The 24,587-nt window shown below is 65.2% G+C and carries 18 protein-coding genes; 2 read left to right on the plus strand and 16 right to left on the minus strand.

Annotation, left to right across the window (positions count from 1 at the left end):
• Window positions 1–89 precede the first annotated feature (89 nt).
• Window positions 90–4,085: a S8 family serine peptidase gene (locus BN3789_RS09450; protein ID WP_161939002.1), complete on the plus strand. Its 3,996-nt coding sequence runs from the start codon at window positions 90–92 to the stop codon at window positions 4,083–4,085.
• Window positions 4,086–4,337: 252 nt separating this feature from the next.
• Here the strand turns inward: BN3789_RS09450 and BN3789_RS09455 are convergent, their stop codons facing one another.
• The 10 genes from BN3789_RS09455 to rpsA all read right to left on the minus strand — a co-directional run bounded on the left by BN3789_RS09455 (window position 4,338) and on the right by rpsA (window position 15,569).
• Window positions 4,338–4,697 carry a hypothetical protein gene (locus BN3789_RS09455; RefSeq protein WP_066833545.1) on the minus strand — a complete coding sequence of 120 codons (360 nt, stop codon included), beginning with the start codon at window positions 4,695–4,697 and terminating at the stop codon, window positions 4,338–4,340.
• Window positions 4,698–4,752: 55 nt separating this feature from the next.
• A complete protein-coding gene (locus tag BN3789_RS09460) occupies window positions 4,753–6,594 on the minus strand; it encodes an ABC-F family ATP-binding cassette domain-containing protein (protein ID WP_066833548.1) in 1,842 nt (613 codons plus the stop codon).
• 238 nt (window positions 6,595–6,832) lie between these two features.
• Window positions 6,833–7,669, minus strand: a complete 837-nt coding sequence (gene pstB / locus BN3789_RS09465; RefSeq protein WP_066833551.1) for a phosphate ABC transporter ATP-binding protein PstB — start codon at window positions 7,667–7,669, stop codon at window positions 6,833–6,835.
• On the minus strand, window positions 7,666–8,592 hold the full coding sequence (pstA, locus tag BN3789_RS09470) for a phosphate ABC transporter permease PstA (RefSeq protein WP_229254311.1): 927 nt from the start codon (window positions 8,590–8,592) through the stop codon (window positions 7,666–7,668). The genes pstB and pstA overlap by 4 nt, the downstream gene beginning before the upstream one ends.
• Window positions 8,585–9,496 (minus strand): phosphate ABC transporter permease subunit PstC, encoded by a 912-nt coding sequence (pstC, locus tag BN3789_RS09475; protein WP_066833553.1) that lies wholly within the window; start codon window positions 9,494–9,496, stop codon window positions 8,585–8,587. The genes pstA and pstC overlap by 8 nt, the downstream gene beginning before the upstream one ends.
• A 54-nt stretch (window positions 9,497–9,550) precedes the next feature.
• The gene (locus BN3789_RS09480; RefSeq protein ID WP_066833555.1) at window positions 9,551–10,495 is read right to left on the minus strand and encodes a phosphate ABC transporter substrate-binding protein; all 945 of its coding nucleotides are present in this window, start codon (window positions 10,493–10,495) and stop codon (window positions 9,551–9,553) included.
• Between the two features lie 699 nt (window positions 10,496–11,194).
• Complete coding sequence (locus BN3789_RS09485) at window positions 11,195–12,607, minus strand: Sapep family Mn(2+)-dependent dipeptidase (RefSeq protein WP_066833557.1); 1,413 nt, start codon at window positions 12,605–12,607, stop codon at window positions 11,195–11,197.
• A gap of 35 nt (window positions 12,608–12,642) precedes the next feature.
• Window positions 12,643–13,314: an HAD family hydrolase gene (locus BN3789_RS09490; protein ID WP_066833560.1), complete on the minus strand. Its 672-nt coding sequence runs from the start codon at window positions 13,312–13,314 to the stop codon at window positions 12,643–12,645.
• Window positions 13,315–14,004: 690 nt separating this feature from the next.
• Complete coding sequence (locus BN3789_RS09495) at window positions 14,005–14,328, minus strand: DMT family transporter (protein ID WP_079989246.1); 324 nt, start codon at window positions 14,326–14,328, stop codon at window positions 14,005–14,007.
• A gap of 80 nt (window positions 14,329–14,408) precedes the next feature.
• On the minus strand, window positions 14,409–15,569 hold the full coding sequence (gene rpsA, locus BN3789_RS09500; protein ID WP_066833562.1) for a 30S ribosomal protein S1: 1,161 nt from the start codon (window positions 15,567–15,569) through the stop codon (window positions 14,409–14,411).
• Window positions 15,570–15,949: 380 nt separating this feature from the next.
• On the opposite strand from rpsA, the gene BN3789_RS09505 reads away from it, so the two are divergent.
• A complete protein-coding gene (locus BN3789_RS09505; protein ID WP_066833564.1) occupies window positions 15,950–16,717 on the plus strand; it encodes an HAD family hydrolase in 768 nt (255 codons plus the stop codon).
• 267 nt (window positions 16,718–16,984) lie between these two features.
• Here the strand turns inward: BN3789_RS09505 and BN3789_RS12925 are convergent, their stop codons facing one another.
• The 6 genes from BN3789_RS12925 to BN3789_RS09530 all read right to left on the minus strand — a co-directional run bounded on the left by BN3789_RS12925 (window position 16,985) and on the right by BN3789_RS09530 (window position 24,450).
• Window positions 16,985–17,149, minus strand: a complete 165-nt coding sequence (locus BN3789_RS12925) for a hypothetical protein (protein WP_161939003.1) — start codon at window positions 17,147–17,149, stop codon at window positions 16,985–16,987.
• 127 nt (window positions 17,150–17,276) lie between these two features.
• Window positions 17,277–18,596, minus strand: a complete 1,320-nt coding sequence (locus BN3789_RS09510; protein ID WP_066833567.1) for an L-cysteine desulfidase family protein — start codon at window positions 18,594–18,596, stop codon at window positions 17,277–17,279.
• Between the two features lie 223 nt (window positions 18,597–18,819).
• Complete coding sequence (gene argH, locus BN3789_RS09515) at window positions 18,820–20,259, minus strand: argininosuccinate lyase (RefSeq protein ID WP_066833570.1); 1,440 nt, start codon at window positions 20,257–20,259, stop codon at window positions 18,820–18,822.
• A gap of 163 nt (window positions 20,260–20,422) precedes the next feature.
• Window positions 20,423–21,649: an argininosuccinate synthase gene (locus BN3789_RS09520; RefSeq protein WP_066833572.1), complete on the minus strand. Its 1,227-nt coding sequence runs from the start codon at window positions 21,647–21,649 to the stop codon at window positions 20,423–20,425.
• A gap of 606 nt (window positions 21,650–22,255) precedes the next feature.
• The gene (locus BN3789_RS09525) at window positions 22,256–23,503 is read right to left on the minus strand and encodes an MFS transporter (RefSeq protein WP_066833574.1); all 1,248 of its coding nucleotides are present in this window, start codon (window positions 23,501–23,503) and stop codon (window positions 22,256–22,258) included.
• Between the two features lie 101 nt (window positions 23,504–23,604).
• Window positions 23,605–24,450 carry an HAD family hydrolase gene (locus BN3789_RS09530; protein ID WP_229254313.1) on the minus strand — a complete coding sequence of 282 codons (846 nt, stop codon included), beginning with the start codon at window positions 24,448–24,450 and terminating at the stop codon, window positions 23,605–23,607.
• Window positions 24,451–24,587 lie beyond the last annotated feature (137 nt).

Here is a 24,587-nt window from a genome sequence, read left to right on the forward strand (position 1 = left end):
ACCGCCGCATTCATCCAAAGCATCCGGTGCGATTCGCCTCCCACATATATAGTGTGTCTTATCTCGATTCCTCAAAGATTGGAACGCATATGAAACTGCCTTCCTATGGACGCCGAACGCTCAGATATGCGCTCGGCCTCGCTTTGGCCTGCGGACTTGCGCCCGCGGTCGCATATGCCCTGCCGACGATACCGGTGAACCCGCTGTCCGCGCTCACGGAGCCGTCTTCGACGGACGCTCAGGACGAGCAGACGGCCGTACCCGGCCAGGCGCTCGTCTTGTACCGAGCATCCGATGCCGCCTCGGTGAGCCTGCTCGACTCCGCGGCCGCCGACGAGTTCGCGAGCGCCGGCGTCACGATCGCCCAGACATGGGACTTCTCCGCTGTCGACCGCGCCGCAAGCCGGGGCGACATCGAGCTGCAGAGCGCCGATGGGGCAACCGACGCGATCCCGTCGGGCGACGACCTGCGTGTCGCGCTCGTCGAGCGAGAAGGGGCCGACGCAGACGAGCTGGTCGCCGAGCTCGAAGCACTCGACTTCGTGGTGGCGGCGCAACCGAACTACGTCGCGACGGTCGAAGCGACCGCGCCCGATGACACCCTGTACGACGGCTGGCAGTACGGCTTGACCAGCGAGAGCGCCGGCATCGACCTCGAGGCGGCGCTCGCCGCCCGCGACGAGGCGGCTGCAACCGACGACAACATCGTCGCCGTGATCGACACGGGCGTCGACGTCTCCCACCCCGACCTCGCCGACCACATGTGGGAGAACCCCGGCATCGAGGGCCTTCCCGGCGAGGCGGGCTCGAACGGCTACGACTTCACCGGCAACGACGACGACCCGACGCCGGGCACCACGGACATCGACTCCCACGGCACCCACTGCGCAGGCGTCATCGCCGGCATCCAGAACAACGCGGAGGGAATCGCGGGAGCGAGCTCCGACACCAAGATCATGGCGCTGAAGGTGGCCCCCGAGAACTGCAGGGGCGTGCTGTACCTCAAAGACGTCGTCTCCGCCTACCAGTACCTCATCGGCGCGGCTCTCTCCGGGCAGAACGTCGTCGCGGCGAGCAACTCCTGGGAGATCGGCTCCTACGCACCCGTACTCGACTACCTGGTAAACCAGGCGGGCAAGCTCGGCATCCTGTCCGTCTTCGCTGCGGGAAACGCCACATCGGACACCGCCACCGTCGGCACCGGGGCGACCACGGGCCTCGAGAGCCCTTACGCGATCGTCATCGCGTCGAGCAACAAGTCGAACGCCCTGTCGACCTTCTCGAACTTCAACGAGACGGACGTCGACCTCGCACTGCCCGGCTCCAACATCATGTCGACGGTGAGCACCGACGCCGCGCACGCCTACTTCTCCCCGAGCGTGTCTCTGGCCGCAGGCAAGGACCTGGAGTACGCGAACGACTTCTCCGATTACACCCCGGATTCTGACGCCTACCGGCTCTTCGTCTACAACGCCGACGGGACGCTCGCCTCGCCTGAGGCCACCGACGCGTTCACCATCGAGGCGGTCGCAGATGCGGGACACGGCACCCCCGGCCTCAGGGTGACCTTCGACCCCTCCCGGGCTGACGGAAGCCCCGGGTACACCGCAACGCTCCAGTGGTATCTCGATAACCCGTTTATCGGCACGACGCACGCGGTGCAGGACTATGCGATCGGCGTGAGCGCGAGCATCGATGCCGGCGGCCCCTCCAACACGAGGCTGTACCTCGTACCATCCCTGTACGCCGTCAAGGACGGCGCGACCGTCCCACTTCACGGCGTGTCGACCCTCACCGAGGTGAACATCGACCTGACCAACGTCTACGGCACCTCCTTGGCCGCCCTCGACACCGAGGCAGACCGACTGATCGGTGCCGCCCAGTTCAGCATCATGCCCGCCGACGACGTCTGGTCGAGCGAAAAGACCACCTTCTACATCGAGCCCTACGGCATCGGTCTGGTGGACGGCGAGGGCGTGGACGACGAGACGAGCGACTACGCCCCCTACGGCGAGATGAGCGGAACGTCCATGGCGACCCCTCTCGCCGCGGGCACCGTAGGCCAGCTCGCTGCCCTCGACCCCGAGGCGAGCGCGCTCGAGCTGCGCGGAAAGCTGGTCGGCTCGACCGTCCCGGTGAGCACGACAACTTATGGGGGCGTCGAGAAGCACACGGCGACCGACGGTCGCTTCGACTGGAACGTGGCGCTCGACGACGATGCGGTGAACGCGAACACGTGGTCCGTCGACGCCGACCCGGCGACCGGCACGGTTACCGTCCACGGCTATGCCCTCGGCGACGCGAGCGTCACCCTCGACGGCGAGGACGTCTCCTGCACGGCGCAGACCGACAGCGAGCTGACCTTCACGGCGCCTGCCGACGCCTTCGACGGAGGCGTCCATCGCATCGACGTGACCGACGGCTCGACCGGGCGCACGCACCGCGCCTCCTACAGCCTCCCTGCGCGCGAGGCATCCTATGACATGATGCGGACGGACAGCCTCCCCGGCGGCACGACGGACTCGGCCACCGGCAGACTGGTGGGCGCCGAGGGCGCGCTGTATTTCGCCGACACGAAAGGCGCCTACCTGTATCGCCTGGATCATCCCGGAAACGGCTCCTGGACCGCATGCGCGGTACCCGGAACTCCGTGGCAGTCAACTATGCACGACTCCCATTCCCCGATAGCCTACACGGCGATCGGAAGCGATATCGTCGCCGTCACGACCGACCTAGACGAAAGCGGCATCGTCGTGCTTGCGGCGACCTACAGCGCGGAGCGCGACGAATGGAGCCCCTATCGGCAGATCGATACCATCGCGACCCCGGAAGGGGCCGACCAGGCGATCTACATCTCCTCGCTCGCAAGCGCGACGACGACCGGCGACACCGCCTATGCGCTCGTGGGGACCTCGTACCAGGCCGCAACGGGCGATCGTTTCACCCGGTACGCGATCGTGTCGCAGGAGGGCCCCGACGGGGAGCTCTCCGCGACCGAGATTCAGACGGAGCAGTTCCCGGGCATCATGCTCGCGCCGCTTGCGCCCATCGCGCATGATGGAAAGATCTACGTGATCGGCGCGATCGGCGGCGGGCGGACCGACCCCTCGGCGACGTACGCACCGCATGCATACACTATCGACCTGACAAGCGGGGTGTTGGATGACCTCGGTGCCATCGAGGATACGCCGGTCTTTACCTACTCAGACTACGGAGATCTCGAGAGTTGCGTGACTGTCCCCTTCGAAGACGGCGCGCTCGTCTTCGCGCGCTCACAGCAAGACGTCGGCGACACCATGTACATCGACCTCGACACGCTCAGGTGCGAGGGCTCGGCATGGGTCGGCAGCGACTCCGCGACGGGCGTCACCATCACGTCTGCCACGGTCTTCGACGGGACGGTCCACCTGACCGCGCTCGACAACGGAACCGACGCGGCGTCGGCTACGGGCGCGCTTTATACGCTGCCCCGCGCGGCTGCAGAGCAGCTCGCGAGCATCGTGTGCCCAACGGAGCGCTACACCGACCTTGATGAGCTCGCGTGGTATCACGAGCCGGTCGACTGGGCGGTTTCCGAGAAGATCATGCTCGGCGTCGACGCGGATGCCGGCGTGTTCGACCCGACGGGCACCCTCACACGCGCCCAGATGGCGCAGGTCCTGTACAACATGGCCGGAAAGCCGGACGTCGACGACCCGATCCCCTACAGCGACTGCGACCAGGATGCCTGGTACCGCGATGCAGTCGCCTGGTGCACCCAGCAAGGCATCTTTATGGGGTATGACGACACCGACAAGTTCGGCCCGGACGACCCGCTGACGCGCGAGCAGATGGCGACCATCCTGTGGCGCATCGCCGCGCCCGAGACTGCCACCGAAGGCGACCTCGACCGCTTCACCGACGGTGCTGCGGTATCCGATTGGGCGACAGAAGCCGTAACGTGGACGGTTGCCGAGGGATACCTGCGCGGTATCGGCAACACGACCGAGCTCCAGCCGCGAGGAGACCTCGAGCGCGCCCAGGCGGCAACCGTGTTCATGCGTGCCGACCGCGACGGATTCCCCTTCCCGCAGCCCGCAGCATAGCGGCGCGCACGCACGATCGGCCGAGGGCCCGAGACGTCGGAACATCCGATGTCTCGGGCCCTCGTCATGTCCGGAGCCTGTCCCGTATCCGGCACGCCGCCACGGCATCTCCCCCGATTCAGGCCCTCGTTCATTCATGAACGAACGAGGGCATTTTCGGCGTTTCCGCAGGATTCGTTTGTTTGACACCCCTGTTAATTCATGAACGAACGGCCCCGCGGCACCGGCATCGGCCATGGCATCGGAGATTCCCTACAGGCGCAGACGCCCCAGCAGCTCGGGATAGCCCTCCTCCACCGCCTGGTTGTACTGGTGGGCGAACACGCCGATCGCAGCTGCCCACGTGCACGCCAGGCACAGAAGGACGATCGCCGTCACGACGACGCCCGCAAACAGGACCGCCGGCGTGGGCCCGGCGACAAAGACCGTCATGAACAGCAAGGCGATGTCGAGTATGAGCGAGAGCGCGGCCGCCCGGCGCAAGGCGCGCTGACGCGCCTGCTGGCCGCGCAGAAGCATCCCGTGGAGCTCCGTCAGCTCCTCCACCGTCAGGCGGTGCTCGACCAGACGCGCCCGGTCAGCCGCGCCCAGCCTGTTGATGTGAATCCGCATCGCATCCTCCAGCAAGCGGCAAGCCGCCAAGCAGCGGCGCCCGAGCCCCGGTATCCTACTCTTCCAGCTGCTCGCTCGCCTCGAGCCACGCGGTCTCCAGCTCGTCGAGCTCCGCGCGGGCGTCGTCGATGGCCCGCTGCTGGGCCGTAAGCGCCTCGAAATCCGTAGGGTCGACATCTGCCATGGCGGCCGTCAGCTCGTCGACCTTCGCGCGGCGCGCCTCCATCTTACGTTCCAGGGACGAGACCTCGCGACGCAGCCGCTGGCGCTCGGCGTTGGAGAGCCGCGAGCCGCCGGAGGCCTCCCCCGACGCCGTCTGCACGGGAGAAGCCGCCTCGGCCGCCCGCTGCGCCGAGGACTTCTGCGTGCGCGCGGACGACGCGCCCACCAGACGCAGGTATTCGTCCACCCCGCCCGGCACGTGGCGCAGACGCCCATCGATGATCGCGTACTGATGGTCGGTCACGCGCTCCATGAGGTAGCGGTCGTGCGTCACCAGAATCAGCGTGCCCGGCCACCCGTCGAGCAGGTCCTCGACGATGGCCAGCATGTCGGTGTCGAGATCGTTGCCCGGCTCGTCGAGGATGAGCACGTTGGGCTCCTCCAGGATCGTCAGCAGAAGCGACAGGCGGCGGCGCTGGCCGCCCGAAAGGTCCCCGATGCGGCTCCACAGCTGCTGGGTGGTGAAACCCAGGCGCTCGAGCAGCTTCTCGGGGCTCGTCTCCTTGCCGTCGACGATGTAGACGCGCTTGTAGCGCGAGAGCACCTCGCGAATCGTCTCGTCCATATGCGGGGCGAGCTCGTCGAGCTGCTGGGACAGCACGCCGAAGCGCACCGTCGCGCCGATCTTCACGCGGCCGCTCGTCGGTGCGAGCTTTCCCTGGATGACCGACAGCATGGTGGACTTCCCCGCGCCGTTCTCGCCCAGCAGGCCGAAGCGGTCGCCGGCGCCGATCAACCACGTCACGTCCTCGAGCACCGGCTTGACCTCGCCGTCGGCCCCGTCCGCATATCCCGCATAGACATCGATCACGTCGATGACCTGCTTGCCCAGGCGCGACACCGCCAGGCGCTTGAGCTCGAGCTCGTTGCGCACCGGAGGCACGTCGGCGATGAGCGCGCGAGCCGCCTCGACGCGGAACTTCGGCTTCGTCGAGCGCGCCTGCGCGCCGCGGGACAGCCAGGCGAGCTCCTTGCGCGCCATGTTCCTGCGTCGGTCCTCGGCGACCGCCGCCAAGCGGTCGCGCTCGACCCGCTGCAGGATGTAGGCGGAGTAGCCGCCCTCGAACGGCTCGACGACCCCGTCGTGCACCTCCCACATGGAGGTGCAGACCTCGTCCAGAAACCAGCGGTCGTGCGTCACGATGAGCAGCGCGCCCTCGCCTGCGCCCCAGCGGGCCTTCAGGTGCTCGGCCAGCCAGTTGATGGTGCGCATGTCGAGATGGTTCGTCGGCTCGTCGAGCATGAGCACGTCATAGGTGCCGATCAGCAGGCGCGTGAGGTCGACGCGGCGGCGCTGGCCGCCGGACAGCTCGCCCACCGTGCCCTCCCACGGCACGTCGGCGATCAGGCCGTCCAGCACCTGGCGCACGCGCGGGCTCGAGGCCCATTCGTACTCGGGGGCGTCGCCCACCACGGCGCGATGGACCGTGTCGCCGTCGTCGAGCGCATCGCGCTGGCCGAGCAGGCCGACCGAGATGTCGCGCCGATGGGTGACACGGCCGTCATCGGGCTCGAGCTCGCCGGACAGCACCTGGAGCAACGTGGACTTGCCGTCGCCGTTGCGCCCGACGATGCCGATGCGGTCGCCCTCGTTCACGCCGAGCGTCACGTCGTCGAAGATATGCTTGGTGGGAAACTCCAGCTTCACGGAATCGCAGCCGAGAAGAATCGCCATATGCGCTACACCGCCTCTGCAATCGCATTTCGTTCGACCATCTATCCTAGTGCAACTTTAGGGACAGTCCCCCAAATTTCACGGAGGAGACGCGCGTCTCCTCCGTGAAATTTGGGGGACTGTCCCTAAAGTTGCAAAAACGGCGACCCGGGTCTCAACGGGTCGCCGCTGCATGGAGTGCCGCACCGGAGCCTGGGCATGCAACCGGACTCGACGGCGGGCATATGAGAACGTCAGATTAAGAAAACATTCCCGTGAGGTAGTCGTTCAGCCGCTTATCGTTCGGACGCTGGAAGATCTGGTCCGTCTCGCCATACTCGACCATCTCTCCCATGTAGAAGAAGGCGGTGCGGTTGGACACGCGGGAGGCCTGCTCCATGTTGTGCGTCACGATGATGATGGCGCGGTTCTCGACGATCGTGTTCATGAGGTCCTCGATGGCCAGCGTCGAGATGGGGTCGAGCGCCGAGCAGGGTTCGTCGAACAGGATCACGTCGGGATGCATGGCGAGCGTGCGGGCGATGCACAGGCGCTGCTGCTGGCCGCCGGACAGGGCGAACGCGCTCTGGTCGAGCTTGTCTTTGACCTCATCCCACAGGGCGGCGCCGCGCAGGGACTCCTCCACCATCTGGTCGAGGGTCGCCTTGTCCTTGATGCCATGGCGCTTGGGCGCGAACGTGATGTTCTCGCGGATGGACTTATGGAAGGGGTTCGGCTGCTGGAACACCATGCCGATAGACTTGCGCAGCTCGTAGAGGTTTTCGGTCTTGGTGTTGATGTTGCGTCCCTGGTAGAGGATCTCGCCCTCGACGCGGCAGCCCTTGATCTCGCGGTTCATGAGGTTCAGGCTGCGCAGGAACGTGGACTTGCCGCAACCGGAAGGACCGATGAGCGCGGTGATCTCGCCCTTGTGGAACTTGAGGCTCGTGTCGTTCAGCGCATGGTGGTCGCCGTAGTACACGTTGACGTCTTTGGTCTCGAGCACGACCTCCTCGGAGATGGCCACGCCCGTCGTGCGGTGCGTCTTTTCGCTCGAGCCGACGCTTTTGAGGAACTGGTCGGTTTCGTTCGTCATTCGGCGGTCATCCTCCTTGCAAGTGCCTTACCGGCGATGCGAGAAAGCACGTTGAACAGCAGCACGCAGATCATCAGCAGGGCCGCGGTGCCCCAGACGATGTGCTGGGCCTCGGGGCTGCCCTCGCCGTAGATCTTGTAGATGTGCACGGCGAGCGACTCGCCCGGACGGAAGATGTTCCACGCGCAGGTCGGGCTCGCGAAGTTGAGCGAGAAGAAGTTCAGGCGCGCCGGCGAGCTCATGCCGGAGGTGAACAGCAGCGCAGCGGCCTCGCCGAACACGCGGCCGGCGGACAGCACGACGCCCGTCACAATAGCGGGCATCGCCGCGGGGATCAGCACGTGCAGGGTGGTCTCCCAGCGGGTCAGGCCCATGGCCAGGCACGCGTCGCGCTGGCTGGCGGGAACATCCTCGAGCGCCTGCTGGATCACGCGGGTCAGGATGGGGATGTTGAACATCGTGAGCGCGATGGCGCCCGAGATGAGCGAGTAGCCCCACCCGAAGTTCACGGAGAACATCAGGAAGCCGAACATGCCAACGACGATGGAGGGCAGGCTGGACAGGGTCTCGATGGCCGTGGACGCGATCTTGGTGACAGGGCCCTCCGGTGCGTACTCGACCAGGAACACCGCGCCGCCCAGGCTGATGGGCAGCGAGATGATCAGGGTGAGGATCAGCAGGTAGAACGAGTCGAAGAGCTGATAGGCGATGCCGCCCTCGGTGCCGTTGGAACGGCTCGCCTCGGTCAGGAAGCCGGGCTGGAACAGCTGGCCGATACCCTGCGCGAGGATATAGATGACCATCGACACGACGATGAGCATGACCAGGCCTACGATGAGCGTCAGGATACCGGTGGCGATCCGGTCATTGCGCATGGAACGCTTGATGCGCGCGTTCTGCGCCTCCACAGAGATGTTAGCCACGCGCCTTCGCCCCCTTTGCACCGATGAGATGGATGATCAGGATGAAGATGAGCGACATGCCCATCAGCAGCAAGCCGAGCGACCACAGGACATCGTTCTGGACGGAACCGGTCGCGTAGACGGCCATGGAGGTGGTCAGCGTCGTGGTGATGGTCGACGCGGAATCAAGCAGGCCCTCGGGCATGGCCTCGACGCCGCCGATGACCATGCGGACGGCGAGCGTCTCGCCGAACGCACGCGTCATGCCGAGGATGACCGCGGTCATGAGCGACGGCGTGGCGCTCTTGAGCACGACGTGCCAGATGGTCTGCCAACGGGTGTAGCCCAGGGCGAGCGAACCGTTGCGGTATCCGTCGGGCACGGCGCGCAGCGTATCGATGGACAGCGTCGTGATGGTCGGCAGAATCATCAATGCCAACACGATGGAGCCGGGAAGGATGCCCAGGCCCAGATCGACGTTGAAGATCACGCGCATCGCGCCGACGATGACATGGAAGCCGATCAGGCCGAACACGACCGACGGGATGCCCACGAGCAGCTCGATGAGCGGCTGGAAGTACTTCTGACCGAACTTGGGCTGGATCTCGACGACGAAGATCGCCGCACCGATGGCGATGGGCACCGCGATAATCGTGGAGATGACCGTCACCGCGAAGGAGGTGACGATCAGCGGGAGCGCGCCGGTAAACGGCAGGCCGGTCGCCTCGTTCGTGTTTGCGAGGTTCCACGTCGTTCCCGTGAAGAATTCTGCAATGTTAACGCCGTCCTTGATGAAGGTGGACAACCCGCGCTGAGCAACCATGAGGATGAGCGCCACAACGACAAGTGTCACGAGCGCGACGCAGGCGCCCGTGACACTCAAGCCTACCTTCTCAAGGTTGCGTTTTGGCATCTGCTTAGCCATAGCGCACCTTTCGAAAAAGTTCTATGTACTGGGCGTAATTCGGACAGGCCGGAATTACTTCTCGGTAACGTTGCCGTCGGCGTCCTTGACCACGGTCATCTGGGACACGGGGATGAAGCCCTGCTCCTCGACGAGCGAGCCCTGGACGTCCTCGGAGAGCATGTACTCGAGGAAGGCGGTGGTAACCTCGTCGGCGTCCTTCTTGCAGTACATGTGCTCGGTGGCCCAGATGGGGAACGAGTTGTCGTAGACGTTCTCGGAGACGGGCTCGACGCCGTTGACCTTGATGGCCTTGAACTTGGTGTCGTCGAAGTGGGAGAAGTCGAGGTAGGAGATAGCGTTGTCGGTGGAACCGATCTGGGTCACGACGTCGCCGGACTTGTCGAGCTCAGCCTCGCCCTTGAAGGTGGACTCGGGCTGGCCGGCGCCAAAGACGGCGGCCTCGAAGGTGGCGCGGGTGCCGGAGCCGGACTTGCGGTTCATGACGTAGATCGCGGCGTCGTCGCCACCGACCTCGGACCAGTTGGTGATCTCGCCGGAGAAGATGCCCTTGAGCTGCTCAAGGGTCAGATCGTCGACGGTGACGTTCATGGAGACGACGGGACCCATGCCGACGACGGCGACCTCATGGTCGACGAGGTCCTCGCACTGGTCGGCCTCGAGCTTGGTCTCGGCGAACACGTCGGAGTTGCCGATGGTCACGGTGCCGTCCGCGACAGCGGTCAGGCCGGTGCCGGAACCGTTGCCGGAGCCGGTGATGGAGACATCGGGGTTCTCGGCCATGAACTGTTCAGCGGCGGCCTCGACGAGAGCCTGGAAGGAGGAAGCGCCGTCATAGGTGACGGTACCGGTCAGCGAGGAGCTCCCGGAAGCGCCAGCGGAACCGGCAGCGGTGGAGGCGGTGTCGCCGCCGCAACCAGCAAGACCGAGGCCGGCAACAGCAGCAAGGCCACCGGCGAAACCGAGGAACTGACGACGAGAGCAAGCGTAGTCGAACATGGTTCTCCTTTCGCGAATTCTGCGATTCGCAACATCCGTGCGGGCGGCCATGCAGACCCGTCCGCGTTTCGACTACGTACTCTATCGCGCGTTCACCGGGCGATTTTGCTCGCTCGCGTCTTATTACGATGCTCTGACTAAGATTTACCTTCAGATTTCTACCGGTTTACACGGTCCTTACAATGACACCGTGTGGTAAAGCGCTTCATCGCGACTATCAGCATCCGCCATGGGGACGGATACCCGCGGCTTTGCGCCCCGCGCCGCGCAGGCCGCAACCTCCTCCGGGCGAAAGTGGCTAGAAATTTCCGTTTTGCTGTAGCTGAACCGGTATTGAGGGGCAGGAAGCCCGCCGCCGGCACCCGTCTCCCCCTTTAAGCGCCCAATTCGGGGATCTTGTGGTTCAGAGACCGACTTCACAACCGGCCAATACAGCCAAGACGGCTCATCCGGATATCTCCGCCGCGCCTGGCTTACAGCAAAACAGATATTTCTAGCCACTTTCCTCGGGGAGGGCAGCATCGGCGGGGACCGATGACACAGAACGGGCCGTTTGGCACGCTAAAGGGGGTCTGTAATTGCCTTTAGCGTGCCAAACGGCCCGTTCTGTGTCATCTCGGAACTCTGCGCTCCCGCAAGACGCGGCGGCACGCCCGCTCGAGCGCGCCGCCGCATGCAGAGATGAATTAATCAGCGTTCCTAGAACTCAACGTCCATGAGGCGCAGGATGGACAGGATGTACATCTTGAGCGCACCCTTGAGCTGCGCCTCGCTCGCGCACTCGTTGGGGCCGTGCATGGACCCGCCCCACGCGGGAAGCTCGAGGCTGTTGTCCTCCGGGCCGAACGAGACGGCGCGCTTGAAGTTTCGAGCATACGTGCCGCCGCCCATGGAGAGCAGCTCGGCGGGCTTTCCGGTGACCTCCTGGTAGACGTCGAGCAGCGTCTGGACGGCAGGATGGTCGGCGGATACCGAGAACGGCACGTTGGCGTGGTCGATCGCAAGCGCGGCGCCGAAGCGACCCGCCACCTCACTGCACGTGGCCTCGAGCTGCTCGGCCGTCGTGCTGTCGGGGAAGCGCACGTCGATCGTCTGGCTGATGCGGCCGTCCGCGACCTCGATCGTGCCGCCGTTGACGGTCAGCGGGCCGAAGGCCTCGCTGGAGGTCGCAATGCCCAGCGCCTCCCCCGCCGTGTCCGCATGGATGATGGACAGCAGCTCGAGGTAGGGCTTCTCGGACTCGGCGACGAGATTCGCCTCGCGCAGATACCCGACGATCAGGCCGATGGCGTTGATGGTCCCTTCGGGCAGCGACGCGTGGCCGCCGATACCGTGCGCGCTGATGCGCGTGCGCCCGGGGGCGATGGCCTCGATGTCGATGCGGTCGGCATTGGCGACCGGAGCCGGGCATGCGGAGGCATCGACGGAGAGCTCGCACACCGACTCGGACGGAATGGCGTTCGTGGCCTCGGCGCCGCTCCAGGAAACGATGCGGCCGCCCTCGATCGGACCGCTCGTGAACGTGGCGCCGAACTGGCCCTTCTCGGCGTTACAGACCGGGAACTCCGCATCGGGCGTGAACAGGAAGGCGGGATGGTCATGGCCGGCGAGGTAGTGGTGCACGTCGGTCATGCCCACCTCCTCGTCGCTGCCGAGCAGGGCACGGAAGGTGTAGCGCGGCGTGATCCCCGCATGCTTGAGGTAGGCGCCCGCATAGAGGGACAGCACGGCAGGGCCCTTGTCGTCGATCACGCCGCGGCCGAGCAACCAGCCCTCGCGGCGCTCCATGACGAACGGGTCGGTGTTCCAACCGGGACCGGCGGGAACCACGTCCACGTGGGCGATCGTCGCGATCTGCGTATCCGACGCACCGGGGATGTCGGCGATGCCAATGTAGCCCTCGTCGTCGCTCGTCTCATACCCGAGCTTGCGCGCGATGCCCAGCGCGCAGTCCAGGGCGGCGCGGGCGGGGGCGCCGAACGGGGCGCCCGGGGTCCCAGCGTTCTCGTCGGCAACGGACGGGTGGCTCACGAGATCGGCGATGTCCGCGATGACGTCCTCCCACACCTCGTCAACGTATGCGTCGACGCTGTTCTCGAGCTCTTGATCCATATCGTGTCTCCAATCTAGATGTTGAAAGCGTGCTGTTAGAGAGAGACGCCCAGCACCTTGGCGACTTCCCCCATACCGTGGCAGATGACATCCGCACCGACCTCTTCGTGCTCACCGGGCTTGGCGGTGCCGGTGTAGACGGCGATGCAGGGGATGCCGCAGGCGTGCGCGCCCTGCGTATCGTGCTTGCGGTCACCGACCATGACGACCTCGTCGCAGGTGACGCCAAGCTGGCGCATGGCCTCGCGGATGCAGTCCGCCTTGGTGTCGCGCCCCGGCTCGAGACGGCCCACGATGACCTCGAACGGCGGCAGCCCGAGCGCGTTGATCATCTCGATGGCCATCGATTCCAGGCGCGACGTGGCGATCGCGATGCGCGTGCCGCGGTCGACAAGGGCCTGCAGCAGCTCCGGCACGCCCGGAAGCGGCGGGTAGTCCTCCGGCTTGACCTCGGCGTTGAACAGCTTGCGGTACTCATTGGTGATCGCGATGGCCTCATCGAGGTCGACATGGCACAGGTCCATGAAGCCGTCGTACAAGGGAGGTCCGATGAGGCTCGTCATGTCGCCGAGGGAATCGACGTCATATCCGCGGTTCCCCAGCGCCATGCGGGCCATGCGCAGGATCGCGGGACTCGTGTCGGCCAGCGTGCCGTCAAAATCGAACAGCACGACCGGCCGGGTGGAAAGATGGAGCGTATCGGGCATGGATGCGCCCTCCTTTTCGTCGCGTAGGCCAACGTCCACCATCATACGACAGCCCGGGGCGGAAAACGCGAGCAGCTTGGAGCTCGCACAAAGCAAGAAGGGCTCGTCGCCGGCGGAGACGTCGCTTTCGAACAGGTGGGTTTGCCCCGAGTCTCCGATAGACCGCCATGGATACGGTAGCCCAGCGAAGGTTATTCATGAAAAAGCACGGGGCCGCCATCTCCTATCCTGCGGGAATGTCGAATCGGCCCTTCTACGTTCATGAAAAAGTGCGGATCGGGGACCGCGGCGGAGCGGCGGTAAGCTCTGCCCTGCCCCGCCGCAGTCGCGGGGCGCTTTATCCAGGGTGGCTAACAGGGGTCGACCAAAAAGCCGCTATCACGGTGCACAAAACGCATGAACATGAATTTGGTATCAATAAACCGCATATAGTATGTGAAACAGCCTGAACGGGCAATCAACGACCTGCGGTTTTGTTGATGACTCTGCAGGGGGAATCATGCATCTGGGCTCTGAGGGTCGGAAATAGCTGGATGATTGATACCAAATTGATCTGAACCTAGCCGCCGCGATCCAATATCGGCTCGATCAGGGAAGAGACGGGATCCCTCGCAGGCAAAACCCTTCAAGCTGCCCAGAAAGCATGGTATGGATACCAGATCGTAGCTCCTGAATGCCCGCTGAGTACCGCTAATGACCCGCCGTGTTGAGATTCAGCAGGACCACGCCGACGACGCACAGGATGATGCCCACCGCGCTCGCGACATTGAGCTGCTCGTGAAACACGAGCGCCGAGATGGCGGTCGTCGCGACGATGCCCACGGCGCACCATGTCGCGTAGGCGACCGACAGATCGACCGTCAGCAGCGCGCGGGCAAGGCACAGATAGCATGCGACATAGCAGATGACGGTCAGAACGCTCCAGCCGAACTGGGTGAAGCCCGCCGAGAGCTTCAGGCAGGTCGTCGCCACGATCTCGCAACCGATGGCCCCGGCCAGCAGCAGATATCCCATATTCCCGTCCCCTTTCGCCACGAAAAAGCCCCGGCGCCGTCAAGCACCGGGGCTCAAAGCTATACAGCTAGACGCTCGCGTTACTCAGCGTCCTCGTCCTTCTTCTCGGACGGCAGCGGAGCAACCTCGATCTCCACGCCGAGGGTCTCGGCGGCGGACTTCATCGAGAGGCTGATGCGACGACGGTCGAGGTCGATCTCCATGACCTTGACCTGGACCTTGGCGCCGACATGGGTGACCTGCGAAGGCTGGTCCACGTGCTTGTTGGCCATCTCGGAGATGTGCACGAGGCCCTCGATACCCTCACCGAGGTCGACGAACGCGCCGAAGGGCACGAGCTTGGTGACGGTGCCCTCGACGATAGCGCCGACGGGGTACTTCTTGACGAGCGCGCGCCACGGATCCTCGGTGGTCTGCTTGAGACCGAGGGAGATGCGCTCGCGGTTGAGGTCGACATCCAGAACCTCGACCTCGACCTCCTGGCCGACCTTGACGACCTCGGAGGGGTGGTTAACGTGGTTCCAGGAGAGCTCGGAGATGTGGATGAGGCCGTCGATGCCGCCCAGATCCACGAAGGCGCCGAAGTCCACGATGGAGGAGACGGTGCCCTTGAGGCGCATGCCGCTCTTGAGCTTGGAGAGGATCTCGGTGCGCTCGGCCTTACGGGACTCCTCGAGCACCACGCGACGGGACAGCACGACGTTGTTGCGGTTGCGGTCCATCTCGATGACGCGAGCCTCGATGGAGGTGTGCAGGTAGGAGCTGAGGTCCTTGACGCGACGGAGGTCGACGAGCGACGCGGGCAGGAAGCCGCGCAGGCCGATGTCGAGGATCAGGCCGCCCTTGACGACCTCGATGACCTCGCCCTCGACGTTCTCGCCGGAGTTGAACTTCTCCTCGATGCGGTTCCAGGCGCGCTCGTACTCAGCACGCTTCTTGGAGAGGACCAGACGACCGTCCTTGTCCTCCTTCTGGAGCACGAGAGCCTCGATGGGATCGCCCAGCGAGACGATGTCTGCAGGGTTGGCATCCTTGCGGATGGAAAGCTCGCGCACGGGAATGACGCCCTCGGACTTGAATCCGATGTCGACGAGAACCTCGTCGCGCTCGATCTTCACGACGGTGCCGTTGACCAGATCTCCCTCGTCGAAATCGGTGATCGTGCCGTCGATGAGGCTGTTCATCTCCTCCTCATTGACATCATCGAGGGAGAAAATGGACGAGTTCTGAATCTCACTCAAAGGTGGACCCCTTTCGAACTATGGGGCCCCGATTGCTAGGACCTGCAGATTGCACGTGCGTCCAGGCGGGTGCCCGGCTGCGGTGCGCACCGTTTGGAACTTCTCGGGAGCCGACAGATACTGATGTGAGCGTATGCTCACGTTCGTCTAGACTACGTGGAATCGCTCTGATTTTCAAGGTCAAAGACGGATTTTTACGTAAACACGGTTTGAAAAGAGTTCCCGTCTCTCCACCGAATAGTCACGACTGCAATCGCTCCGATAACAAAAGTGTAAGCGAAGCGGATGGCATGCATTCATCAGAATGGGTACAACAGACGCATATGCATCACCGGCGTTCATGCAATCCCGCCGCGATTCGACCCGTAAAGGAGGTGCACATGCTGAAAGCCGTGGTATTCGACATGGACCAGACCCTGCTCGACATCAACCTAAGCGCCTTTATCGCGGTGCTCGCCAAGGAGGAGTCCGCGCTGCTTGCGGACATCGGGCGCAGGAACCCCCTGTCCATGTTCGCCGCGTACACGGCAGCGCTGCTCGACGTCAACCGCGCGGAGCGCGACAACACGTGCACCAACCGGGAGCTGTTCGACGCGGCCATCGAGCGGCGCGGCGGCGTGGTGCTGTCGGACCCCGTCATCGCCGACGCGCTCACCTATTACGAGCGCGAGATCCTGCCCGGGCGCAACGACGCCATCATCGACGCGCGCCCCATGAAGGGGGCCGCCGAGGCCATCGAGGCGATGCTCTCGCGCGGGCTGCGCATCGCCCTGCTCACCAACCCGAGCTTCGGCGCCGCCTGCATCGAGTGCCGCATGGGCTGGGGACACCTGCTCGACGTGCCGTTCGAGCTCGTAACGACCATGGAGAACACGCGCCGCGTAAAGCCGAACCCCGAATACTACACCGATGCGCTCGACGAGCTGGGACTGAAGCCGTCGGAGGTCCTCATGGTCGGCAACGACCGCCAGCGGGACTTCCCAACCCCCGACATCGGGCTGCAGACCGCCTTCGTCGGCCGCGGGACCCCGGTGCGCGCAACCTGGTGCGGCCGCATGGACCAGTTCGCCGAGAGCTTCGATGAGATCGAGCAGCGCTTCTACAAGCGCGCGGAGCGCAACCTCATCGACCTCGTGCAGGAGGTCTGACCGCGCGCGGCGCCCCGCTGCGGGAACGGGCACGCTCAGGCACCTATCGATTAGCATTCCCTAATAGGCACGTATTCTGCACTGTTCTTGTTATTTATTATGCAGTTTCACATATAATCAAGTTGTACCAGCAAAGTCCGCTGTGGGCGGCGCTCTAATTCCTTGATTGGAGTGTCGCTTATGAACATCTTCAGTGTTCTTGAAGTCCTGAAAGCCCTGGCGAGTGCCCTTGCGGACCTCGCCAGCATAGGCCGATTCCTTTTCGACCTATGGAAGGAGAATAAACAGAGAAACGGATGACGAAGGGAGATGGATGAAGCCCGGCGGCAACCGGGCTTCATAAATCAACAGTACCTTGCGCCGCCCGCCTAAGTTAATCGCTCCGGGCTTTGCTGGTACACCAATAGTGTACCACGGCACGATTCGCTTCATTCAAAACCGCCTCGATTCGGCTTTGAATCCATCATGCCGTTGGCCTTCGGTCTTGCTTCATCCCACCGTTTGCCATGTCGTCTACAGAAACCCTATTGATTTTGCGCCTAAGACACTTGGAGCGGGGCTACACGCGCGTCTTGCCGATCATGAGGTTCAAGATCTCCACGTCGGTCGCCTTCATGCCGACGCGGCCGACGTAGCCCATGGACGCGATCGTCTGCTCCACCGTATCCTTCACGAGACCCTCGCCCGCTTGGAAGCCGCGGTCGGCCATGGCCATGTCGCAACCCAGGATGGCAGCGTCGACGGCAGCCGAGATCTTCGCGGCGCAGCTCGGCTTGGCACCGTCGCACACGATGCCGCCCACGTTACCGAGCGTGTTGACGATGGTACCTCCGATCTGCTCGCGGGTGCCCCCGCGCATCCAGCAGATGGCGGCACCCGCGCCGCATGCTGCGCACACGACGCCGCAAAACGCCGACAGCGCGCCGATATAGCCCTTGACGTGCGCGGCGACCAGGTCGGACAGGGCCAGCGCGCGCAGCAGGCGCTCATGGTCCACACCCAGCTCGGCCGCATACTCCACCACCGGCAAGCAGCAGGTGATACCCTGGTTGCCCGATCCGCAGTTGATCACCACGGGCATCGAGCAGCCGCTCATGCGCGCGTCCGATCCGGCAGCCGCGCGGGCACGGGCGCGGCAGGCCACGCCTTCGCCACGGGTCTCCATCAGCGTGCGCCCCACCTCGGCGCCCCAGCACCTCTCCAGGCCCTCGCGCGATATGGCGTCGTTGAGCTCAATCTGGCGCTCGAGCACCTCGCGCGCGCCCTCGATGTCGCCGTCCTCGGCGAACCCCACGATCGCATCGATGGTCAGGTACGCGTAGGCGGGGTTGTCCTCCTGCACGGCCAGCGCAGGATCGGCCTCGCGCGACCCCTCGAGCACCTCGTCGTCCAGGGCGCGCAGGACCACGTTCGTGTGGTGCTCGGCGATGACCACCTCGGCGGTGTGCCCGTCTGCGCTCGCCGTCACCTTGATATAGAGGTTCGGCACGCCCTCCACGAGCTCGACGGTACAGTACGAGTGATCCGCTAGAAGCTCGCGCGTGCGCGCGATGTCGTCCGCCGTCACGGTCTCCAGCACCTCGAGCGCGCTGTCCGCGTTGCCGCCGACCGCGCCGAGCGTGGCCGCGGCCTCGATACCGTGCATGCCGTCCGAATTGGGGACCGTCACGCTCTTCACGTTCTTGACGATGTTGCCCGAGCACCCGACCCGCATGGCCTGCGGCTCGGCGGCAAGCGTCGCACGGGCGAGCGCCGCCGCGTAGGCGACCGCGATGGGCTCCGTGCATCCCAGGGCGCAGACGAGCTCCTCGTTCAGGATCTCGCACAGCGAGCGGTCGCGGATTTCGGTACAGAACTGAGCGTCGCGGTCTTCGGACATGCACGGTCCTTTCAGCGTGGGCGGGCAAATCGTTTATCTATTGTAACAATTCCCTGTCGTCCACACCGCCCATCTCGGCGCACCACGGGCACCAAAGATGCAACAGTCACGGCGTCACCCGGCCGGAATGCACGGAATCGCACCGGATTCCGTGCATTCCGGCCGGGTGACGCCGGCATGGTCGCAGCTAGATTCTTTTCACAGGACGCCGAGAAGCCCTGGGCTACAGCACCGAGCGGGTGCCCTCCCCCATCTCGACCACCGCCGACAGCCCGGCGAGTGCCGCCTCGTCGGCGGCCAGCGCATCCTCGACCGCCCGGCGCTGTTCGACCACCGCCGCACGTGCCGTGCCGCCGCGCGTCGTACGCGCCGCCACGATGGCATCGAGGTCGAACGCGCCCACCACGTCGTCGCCGAACAGGTCGCTTGCCGCGCGGAACGTCTCGATCGGCAGCTCGGAGATATCGCAACCGGCCTTCTCCGCCTCGAGCACCAGGTGCCCCACGACGGCGTGCGCCTCGCGGAACGGCATGCCGCGCTTTGCGAGGTAGTCGGCAACGTCGGTCGCCGCCAGATGCCCCCGGTGCATGACGGCGCGCATGCGCCCCGCGTTCACCTTCCACGTGCTCACCATGCCGCGCATGACCGTCAGGCACTGGTCGAGCGTGTGCGCCGCGTCGAGCGCGCCCTCCTTGTCCTCCTGGAGGTCCTTGTTGTAGGCGAGCGGCAGGCCCTTGCACGTCATGAGCAGTTGGACCAGGTCGCCCACCACGCGCCCGGTCTTGCCGCGGATGAGCTCGGCGAAATCAGGGTTCTTCTTCTGCGGCATGATCGACGAGCCGGTCGAGAAGGCGTCGGACAGGGTGATGAACCCGAACTCCTGGCTGCTCCACAGCACGATCTCCTCGGACAGGCGCGACAGGTGCACCGCCATGACCGAGCAGGCGTACTCGAGGTCGAGCAGGAAGTCGCGGTCGGACACCGCATCCAGCGAGTTCTCGATCACGCGCGAGAAGCCCAGCGCATCGGCCGTCATCTGGCGGTCGAGCGGATAGGTGGTCCCGGCGAGCGCGGCGGCGCCGAGCGGAGAGGCGTCGGCGGCGTCGAACGCGGCCCGCAGGCGGCCGAAGTCGCGCGTCAGCATCCACACGTAGGCGAGCAGCTGGTGCGCGAAGAGCACGGGCTGCGCGTGCTGCAGGTGCGTCATGCCCGGCAAGATGGTGTCGCCGGCCGCATCCGCCGCCTCGACCAGCGCGCGGCGCAGACCCAGGTTGTCCTCCATGAGCTGCTTGGCGAGCGCCTTGGCGGCCAGTCGGGTGTCGGTCGCGACCTGGTCGTTGCGCGAGCGGCCGGTGTGCAGCCGCCCGCCCGCCTCGCCGATGCGCCGCGTGAGCTCGGACTCGATGGACATATGGATGTCCTCGTCGTTGATGTCGAACGAGAACGCCCCCGCATCGATGTCCGCCTGGATGCCGTCGAGGCCCGTGCAGATGGCGTCGCGGTCCTCCTCGCTGATGATGCCCTGCGCGGCGAGCATGGTCGCGTGCGCCTTGGATCCCGCGATGTCCTGACGGTACAGCTGCCGATCGATCGGCAGCGACGCGCCGAACTCCTGCGTCACCTCGGATACCGCCTCTTCAAAACGGCCGCCCCACAGCGCCATCTTGCAACCTCCTTGTGTCCGGCGGACAACCCCGCCGCCCGCTTCGTGTAAAGGGTAAGTATACGCCGCCTGCCCGGACCCGTCTGCGCAAGAGGGGTCCGGGCAGGCAAAACCAGGGCGCCGCAGCGAGTATGCCGCGGCGCCCGCCGAGCTCGGTGTTTCCCTAGTCGATCTTCTGCAGACCGGAACCCGGACCCTGCACGCGTGACCAGGTGCGGTGCTGCATGCTGTGCAGCTCGATGAAGCCGGGCGCGGCCTCGTGCGGGAAGGTGTCGCCCTCGTCGTAGGTCGCGAGGTTCTTGTCGTAGAGGCTGTAGTCGGAGCGCACGCCGTCGACGAACAGGCCGCCGCGGCACAGCTTGATGCGGACCTCGCCGGTCACGAACTTCTGCGTGTAAGCGTTGTAGGCGTCCAGCGCGAAACGGTTCTGGCTGAACCACAGGCCGCGGTACACCGCGCTCGCCCACTCGACATCGAGCTTGGCCTTCTCCTTCAGCGTCTCGTAGTCGAGGCAGAGCGTCTCGAGCGTATGGTGCGCCTCGATGAGCAGCAGCGCGGCGGGGCACTCGTAGCACTCACGGCTCTTGATGCCCACGACGCGGTCCTCGATCATGTCGAGGCGGCCGTACCCGTTGCGGCCGGCGATCTCGTTGGCCTTGATGATGAGGTCGAGCAGCTCCATCTTCTCGCCGTTGATGGAGGTCGGCACGCCGCCCTCGAACCCGATGATGACGGTCTCGGGCTCGGCGGGGCAGTCCACGGGGTCGGCGGTCATCGTCCAGATGTCAGCCGGCGGGGTGTTCCACGTGTCCTCGAGCACGCCGCACTCGATGGCGCGGCCCCACAGGTTGTCGTCGATGGAATAGGGCTTCTTCTTGGTGGTGGGCACCGGCACGTCGTGAGCGGCCGCCCACTCCATCTCGGACTCGCGGGAGGTCAGGTCCCACTCGCGAACCGGCGCGATGATCTCCAGATCGGGGTCGAGCGCGCGGATCGAGGTCTCGAAGCGCACCTGGTCGTTGCCCTTGCCCGTGCAGCCGTGCGCCACGTACTTGGCGCCGTAGCGGTGCGCGATCTCGACGAGGTGCTTGGAGATCAGCGGGCGGGACAGGGCGGAAAGCAGCGGGTAGACGCCCTCGTACTTGCCGTTCGCCCAGATCGCCTTGGACAGGAAGTCGTGCGCGTACTCGGCGCGCATGTCGACCGCCTCGGACGCGATCGCGCCCATGTCGAGGGCCTTCTGACGAATCCACTCGAGATCCTTCTCGTCCTGGCCGACGTTGCCGCAGATGGCGATGACGTCGAGATTCTTCTCGACCTGCAGCCACTTGATGCAGACCGAGGTGTCCAGACCGCCCGAGTACGCGAGTACGACCTTTTCCTTGCTCATGGTGTTCCCTTCCTTGTCAAGGTTTGCAAACGAAACATCAACGAGCCCGTCACGGCGCTTATACGATATGTAATGAAAGGTTGGGCCGCGGCACCAGCTGCCGTGGCGAGATCAACCCGACGCACCTATAGACGAACCCTGCCGGAGAGCCCTCCTCTCCATGCGAACAGAGACGACCGTTTTATCGTCGTCGGGAAATTGCACGCTGGCGTCGCGTCGCGATATCGGCAGCAGTCTGGCCGGGCAGCATGGCATTGCGCGCCATGGCCTGAATTGTCGCCAGCACGTAGCCCACCGTTCGCTTCCTTTCTGCATCGACCCTGCGTGCGTATCGTCTCGACGCATAGGAGCGTCGATTGGTCGCTACTATACGCTAAAGTGTCTGCTTGCGAAACCGTCAATAGGAAAGAAACATTCTAGAAATCTACGGTCCGGCACGCTTCCTTAGGGAAGCGCTGATCGATTGCTTTCGCGGCGGCCGGTTCCGTGGCGAGGCGGATGCGGACGAAGGCGATGAAGGCGCACCTGCGCTGCGCCGACGCAGCCTGAGCCCGCAGGCGCCCGGCACGGGGCCGACCGGCACGGAATGAATTGGTCGGCGCTTCCCTAAGCCGACTCGCCCGTAACGAGGTGGGAGATCTCGGATCGTCTGGCCACCATCACGATCAGCGGCACGAGCAGCACCACGCAGCTCGCCCCGATCAGCACGCCCTGGACGCCGAACAGATGCGCCAGCACGGGCGCCGCGAACAGCGGGACCGCCCCCGCCCCGCTGAAGCCGGCGTTCATGACCGAGTTGACGCGGCCGAGCAGATGGAGCGGGGCGTGCATCTGGACCAGGGTGTGCTGCAGCGGCGTGACCATACCGAACGCGCAGCCGAGCAAAAGCTGGCCCGCGATGGCGCATCCCACATGCGACGTGCCCACGTACAGCACGCACGCCGCGCCCTCGAAGGCGATGAGCAGCATCAGGGTCCGCACGTTCACCCAGCGCCGCGGCACGCGCATGGCCGCGAGCGCGCCCACGACGCTGCCCAGGCCCGCAGCGCTCGAAAGCCATCCCATCCACGAAATGTCGACCTGCAGCACGTCGCGGTAATAGAGCGACTCCAGCGGGTCGAACGCGCCGTAGCCGGCATATGCGAGCACGCCGACCCAGAACAGCAGGGCGAGCGAGGGGGCCGCGAACACCGCGCGCGCCGAATCGGCGAGCGTCGAGCCCTCGGGGCCCTGCGAATCCCCGCGCTCCCGCTCCCCCGCCCGCGCGGAGGCCCCGATGCGGCGCAGCAGCGCCCCCGCGGGAACAAGCACCAGGGCGGACAGCACCGACGTGAACGCGAAGACGCGCTGCGACGGGAGGAAGGTCGCGATGATCCCGCCGACCGCCGGGCCCACGACCACCGCGACGTTGGAGACGACCGACATGATCGCGTTCATCCGCTTGCGCTGCTCCGCGTCGTCGCTCAGATAGGCGGGATAGGCGGACAGATAGGCGTACCCCACGCCCGTGGCGAACCCGAACGCCGCGCTCATGGCGAGCACGGCCGCCACGGATCCGCCCGCGGCCTGGAACAGCGCGCTCGACACCACGGCCACGCCCAGGGCGACCGCCGTGTGGGCCCTGGGCCCGCGCGTATCGAGCAGCGACCCGCCCGCCGTGTTCCCCGCGATGATGAAGAGGTTGAACAGGCCGACGGCCATGGCGATGTCGCCGGTCCCGGCATGAAGCTGGTAGGTCAGCGTGCCGATGATGCCGATGAAATACGAAGCCTGGACGCCCAGGTAGAGCATGAATCGAACCGCAGCGAGCGCGAACGTGCCGCGCGGCAAGGATGCGCGGATACCTGCGAACATGTGGGTGATCTCCTTTCTGATGGCGCTTTTCTGGACGAAATCGCTTCTGCCCACGGCGGCGCGGCGCCCTTCCGTAGGGAAACGATCCCAAAAAAGCACTATCAGCAGGCGATCTCGAGCAGGCGGTCGATCACTTGCGCCACGCCGCGCTCGTTGTTGGAGGGGGCGACGAAGCGCGCATGGGCGCGCATATGGTCCTCCGCGTTGGCGACGACGTAGCTATGGCCCACCGCCTCGAGCATCTGGACGTCGTTGTAGGTGTCGCCGAGCGCGAGCGCGTCGGCGACGGGAACGCCCAGGCACTCGCACAGCCGCGTGATGCCCGTGCCCTTGTCGACGTGCTTGTTCATGAAGTCGATCCACTCCTTGCCGGCGTTGGTCACCGAGAAGCGCTCGCCCCATGCGTCGCGATAGGTCTGGGCGTACACCTCCTCGGCCATGCGGTCGGGGAAATAGACCGTGTACTTGTCGGCCTCGGCATCGAGGCCCGCAAAGGTGTCGACGTACTCGATCTTGGTGAAGAAGCGGCGGAAGAAATCGTCGTAGACGCGGTCGCACTCGAGCAGGAAAGCGCTCTCCGTGCCGCACAGGACCGGACGCCCGCGCCCGTCGTCGAGCGTGAAGTCGATGAGCTCGTGATAGGTGGGCGGATCGATCAGATCCTTGTAGGCGAGCCGTCCGTTCGCCCAGATGGCGGCGCCGTTATCGGCTATCAGCGCCATCTGGTCGAGATGGGATGCGAACATGTCCTTCAGGGTATACAGCGGCCGCCCGCTCGCGGCGCAGAAGACGATGCCCGCGCGCGCGAGCGCCTCGATGCGCTCGGACATGCCGGGCGGCATGCTCCCGTCGTCAGCGAGCAGGGTGCAGTCCATATCGCTCGCGACGATCCTGACGCGGGCGAGATCGACGTCGTCGAACATCGTAGGCATATCGTGAAGCGACATAGGCGCGAAACCTTTCATATCCCCCATGCTGCGGCACGACCCCCGCAGCAGACAACGGACGATTATAGGGCAGTCGCCCGACAGGCGGCGCCAAAGCGCCGAATATCGTGGGAGGGCCGGCGGATCGCACGGGATCC

Source organism: Collinsella ihumii (assembly GCF_900046475.1).
GTDB classification, from domain to species: domain Bacteria; phylum Actinomycetota; class Coriobacteriia; order Coriobacteriales; family Coriobacteriaceae; genus Collinsella; species Collinsella ihumii.

Excerpts from the sequence above, each read along its gene's own strand:
- BN3789_RS09505 (WP_066833564.1), top strand. The coding sequence starts at position 15,950 with ATGCTGAAAGCCGTGGTATTCGACATGGACCAGACCCTGCTCGACATC.
- BN3789_RS09455 (WP_066833545.1), bottom strand. The coding sequence starts at position 4,697 with ATGCGGATTCACATCAACAGGCTGGGCGCGGCTGACCGGGCGCGTCTG.
- BN3789_RS09530 (WP_229254313.1), bottom strand. The coding sequence starts at position 24,450 with ATGTCGCTTCACGATATGCCTACGATGTTCGACGACGTCGATCTCGCC.
- BN3789_RS09480 (WP_066833555.1), bottom strand. The coding sequence starts at position 10,495 with ATGTTCGACTACGCTTGCTCTCGTCGTCAGTTCCTCGGTTTCGCCGGT.
- argH (WP_066833570.1), bottom strand. The coding sequence starts at position 20,259 with ATGGCGCTGTGGGGCGGCCGTTTTGAAGAGGCGGTATCCGAGGTGACG.
- BN3789_RS09490 (WP_066833560.1), bottom strand. The coding sequence starts at position 13,314 with ATGCCCGATACGCTCCATCTTTCCACCCGGCCGGTCGTGCTGTTCGAT.
- BN3789_RS09520 (WP_066833572.1), bottom strand. The coding sequence starts at position 21,649 with ATGAGCAAGGAAAAGGTCGTACTCGCGTACTCGGGCGGTCTGGACACC.
- BN3789_RS09525 (WP_066833574.1), bottom strand. The coding sequence starts at position 23,503 with ATGTTCGCAGGTATCCGCGCATCCTTGCCGCGCGGCACGTTCGCGCTC.
- BN3789_RS09495 (WP_079989246.1), bottom strand. The coding sequence starts at position 14,328 with ATGGGATATCTGCTGCTGGCCGGGGCCATCGGTTGCGAGATCGTGGCG.
- BN3789_RS09450 (WP_161939002.1), top strand. The coding sequence starts at position 90 with ATGAAACTGCCTTCCTATGGACGCCGAACGCTCAGATATGCGCTCGGC.
- BN3789_RS09510 (WP_066833567.1), bottom strand. The coding sequence starts at position 18,596 with ATGTCCGAAGACCGCGACGCTCAGTTCTGTACCGAAATCCGCGACCGC.
- pstB (WP_066833551.1), bottom strand. The coding sequence starts at position 7,669 with ATGACGAACGAAACCGACCAGTTCCTCAAAAGCGTCGGCTCGAGCGAA.
- pstC (WP_066833553.1), bottom strand. The coding sequence starts at position 9,496 with ATGGCTAAGCAGATGCCAAAACGCAACCTTGAGAAGGTAGGCTTGAGT.
- BN3789_RS12925 (WP_161939003.1), bottom strand. The coding sequence starts at position 17,149 with ATGAAGCGAATCGTGCCGTGGTACACTATTGGTGTACCAGCAAAGCCC.
- BN3789_RS09485 (WP_066833557.1), bottom strand. The coding sequence starts at position 12,607 with ATGGATCAAGAGCTCGAGAACAGCGTCGACGCATACGTTGACGAGGTG.
- BN3789_RS09460 (WP_066833548.1), bottom strand. The coding sequence starts at position 6,594 with ATGGCGATTCTTCTCGGCTGCGATTCCGTGAAGCTGGAGTTTCCCACC.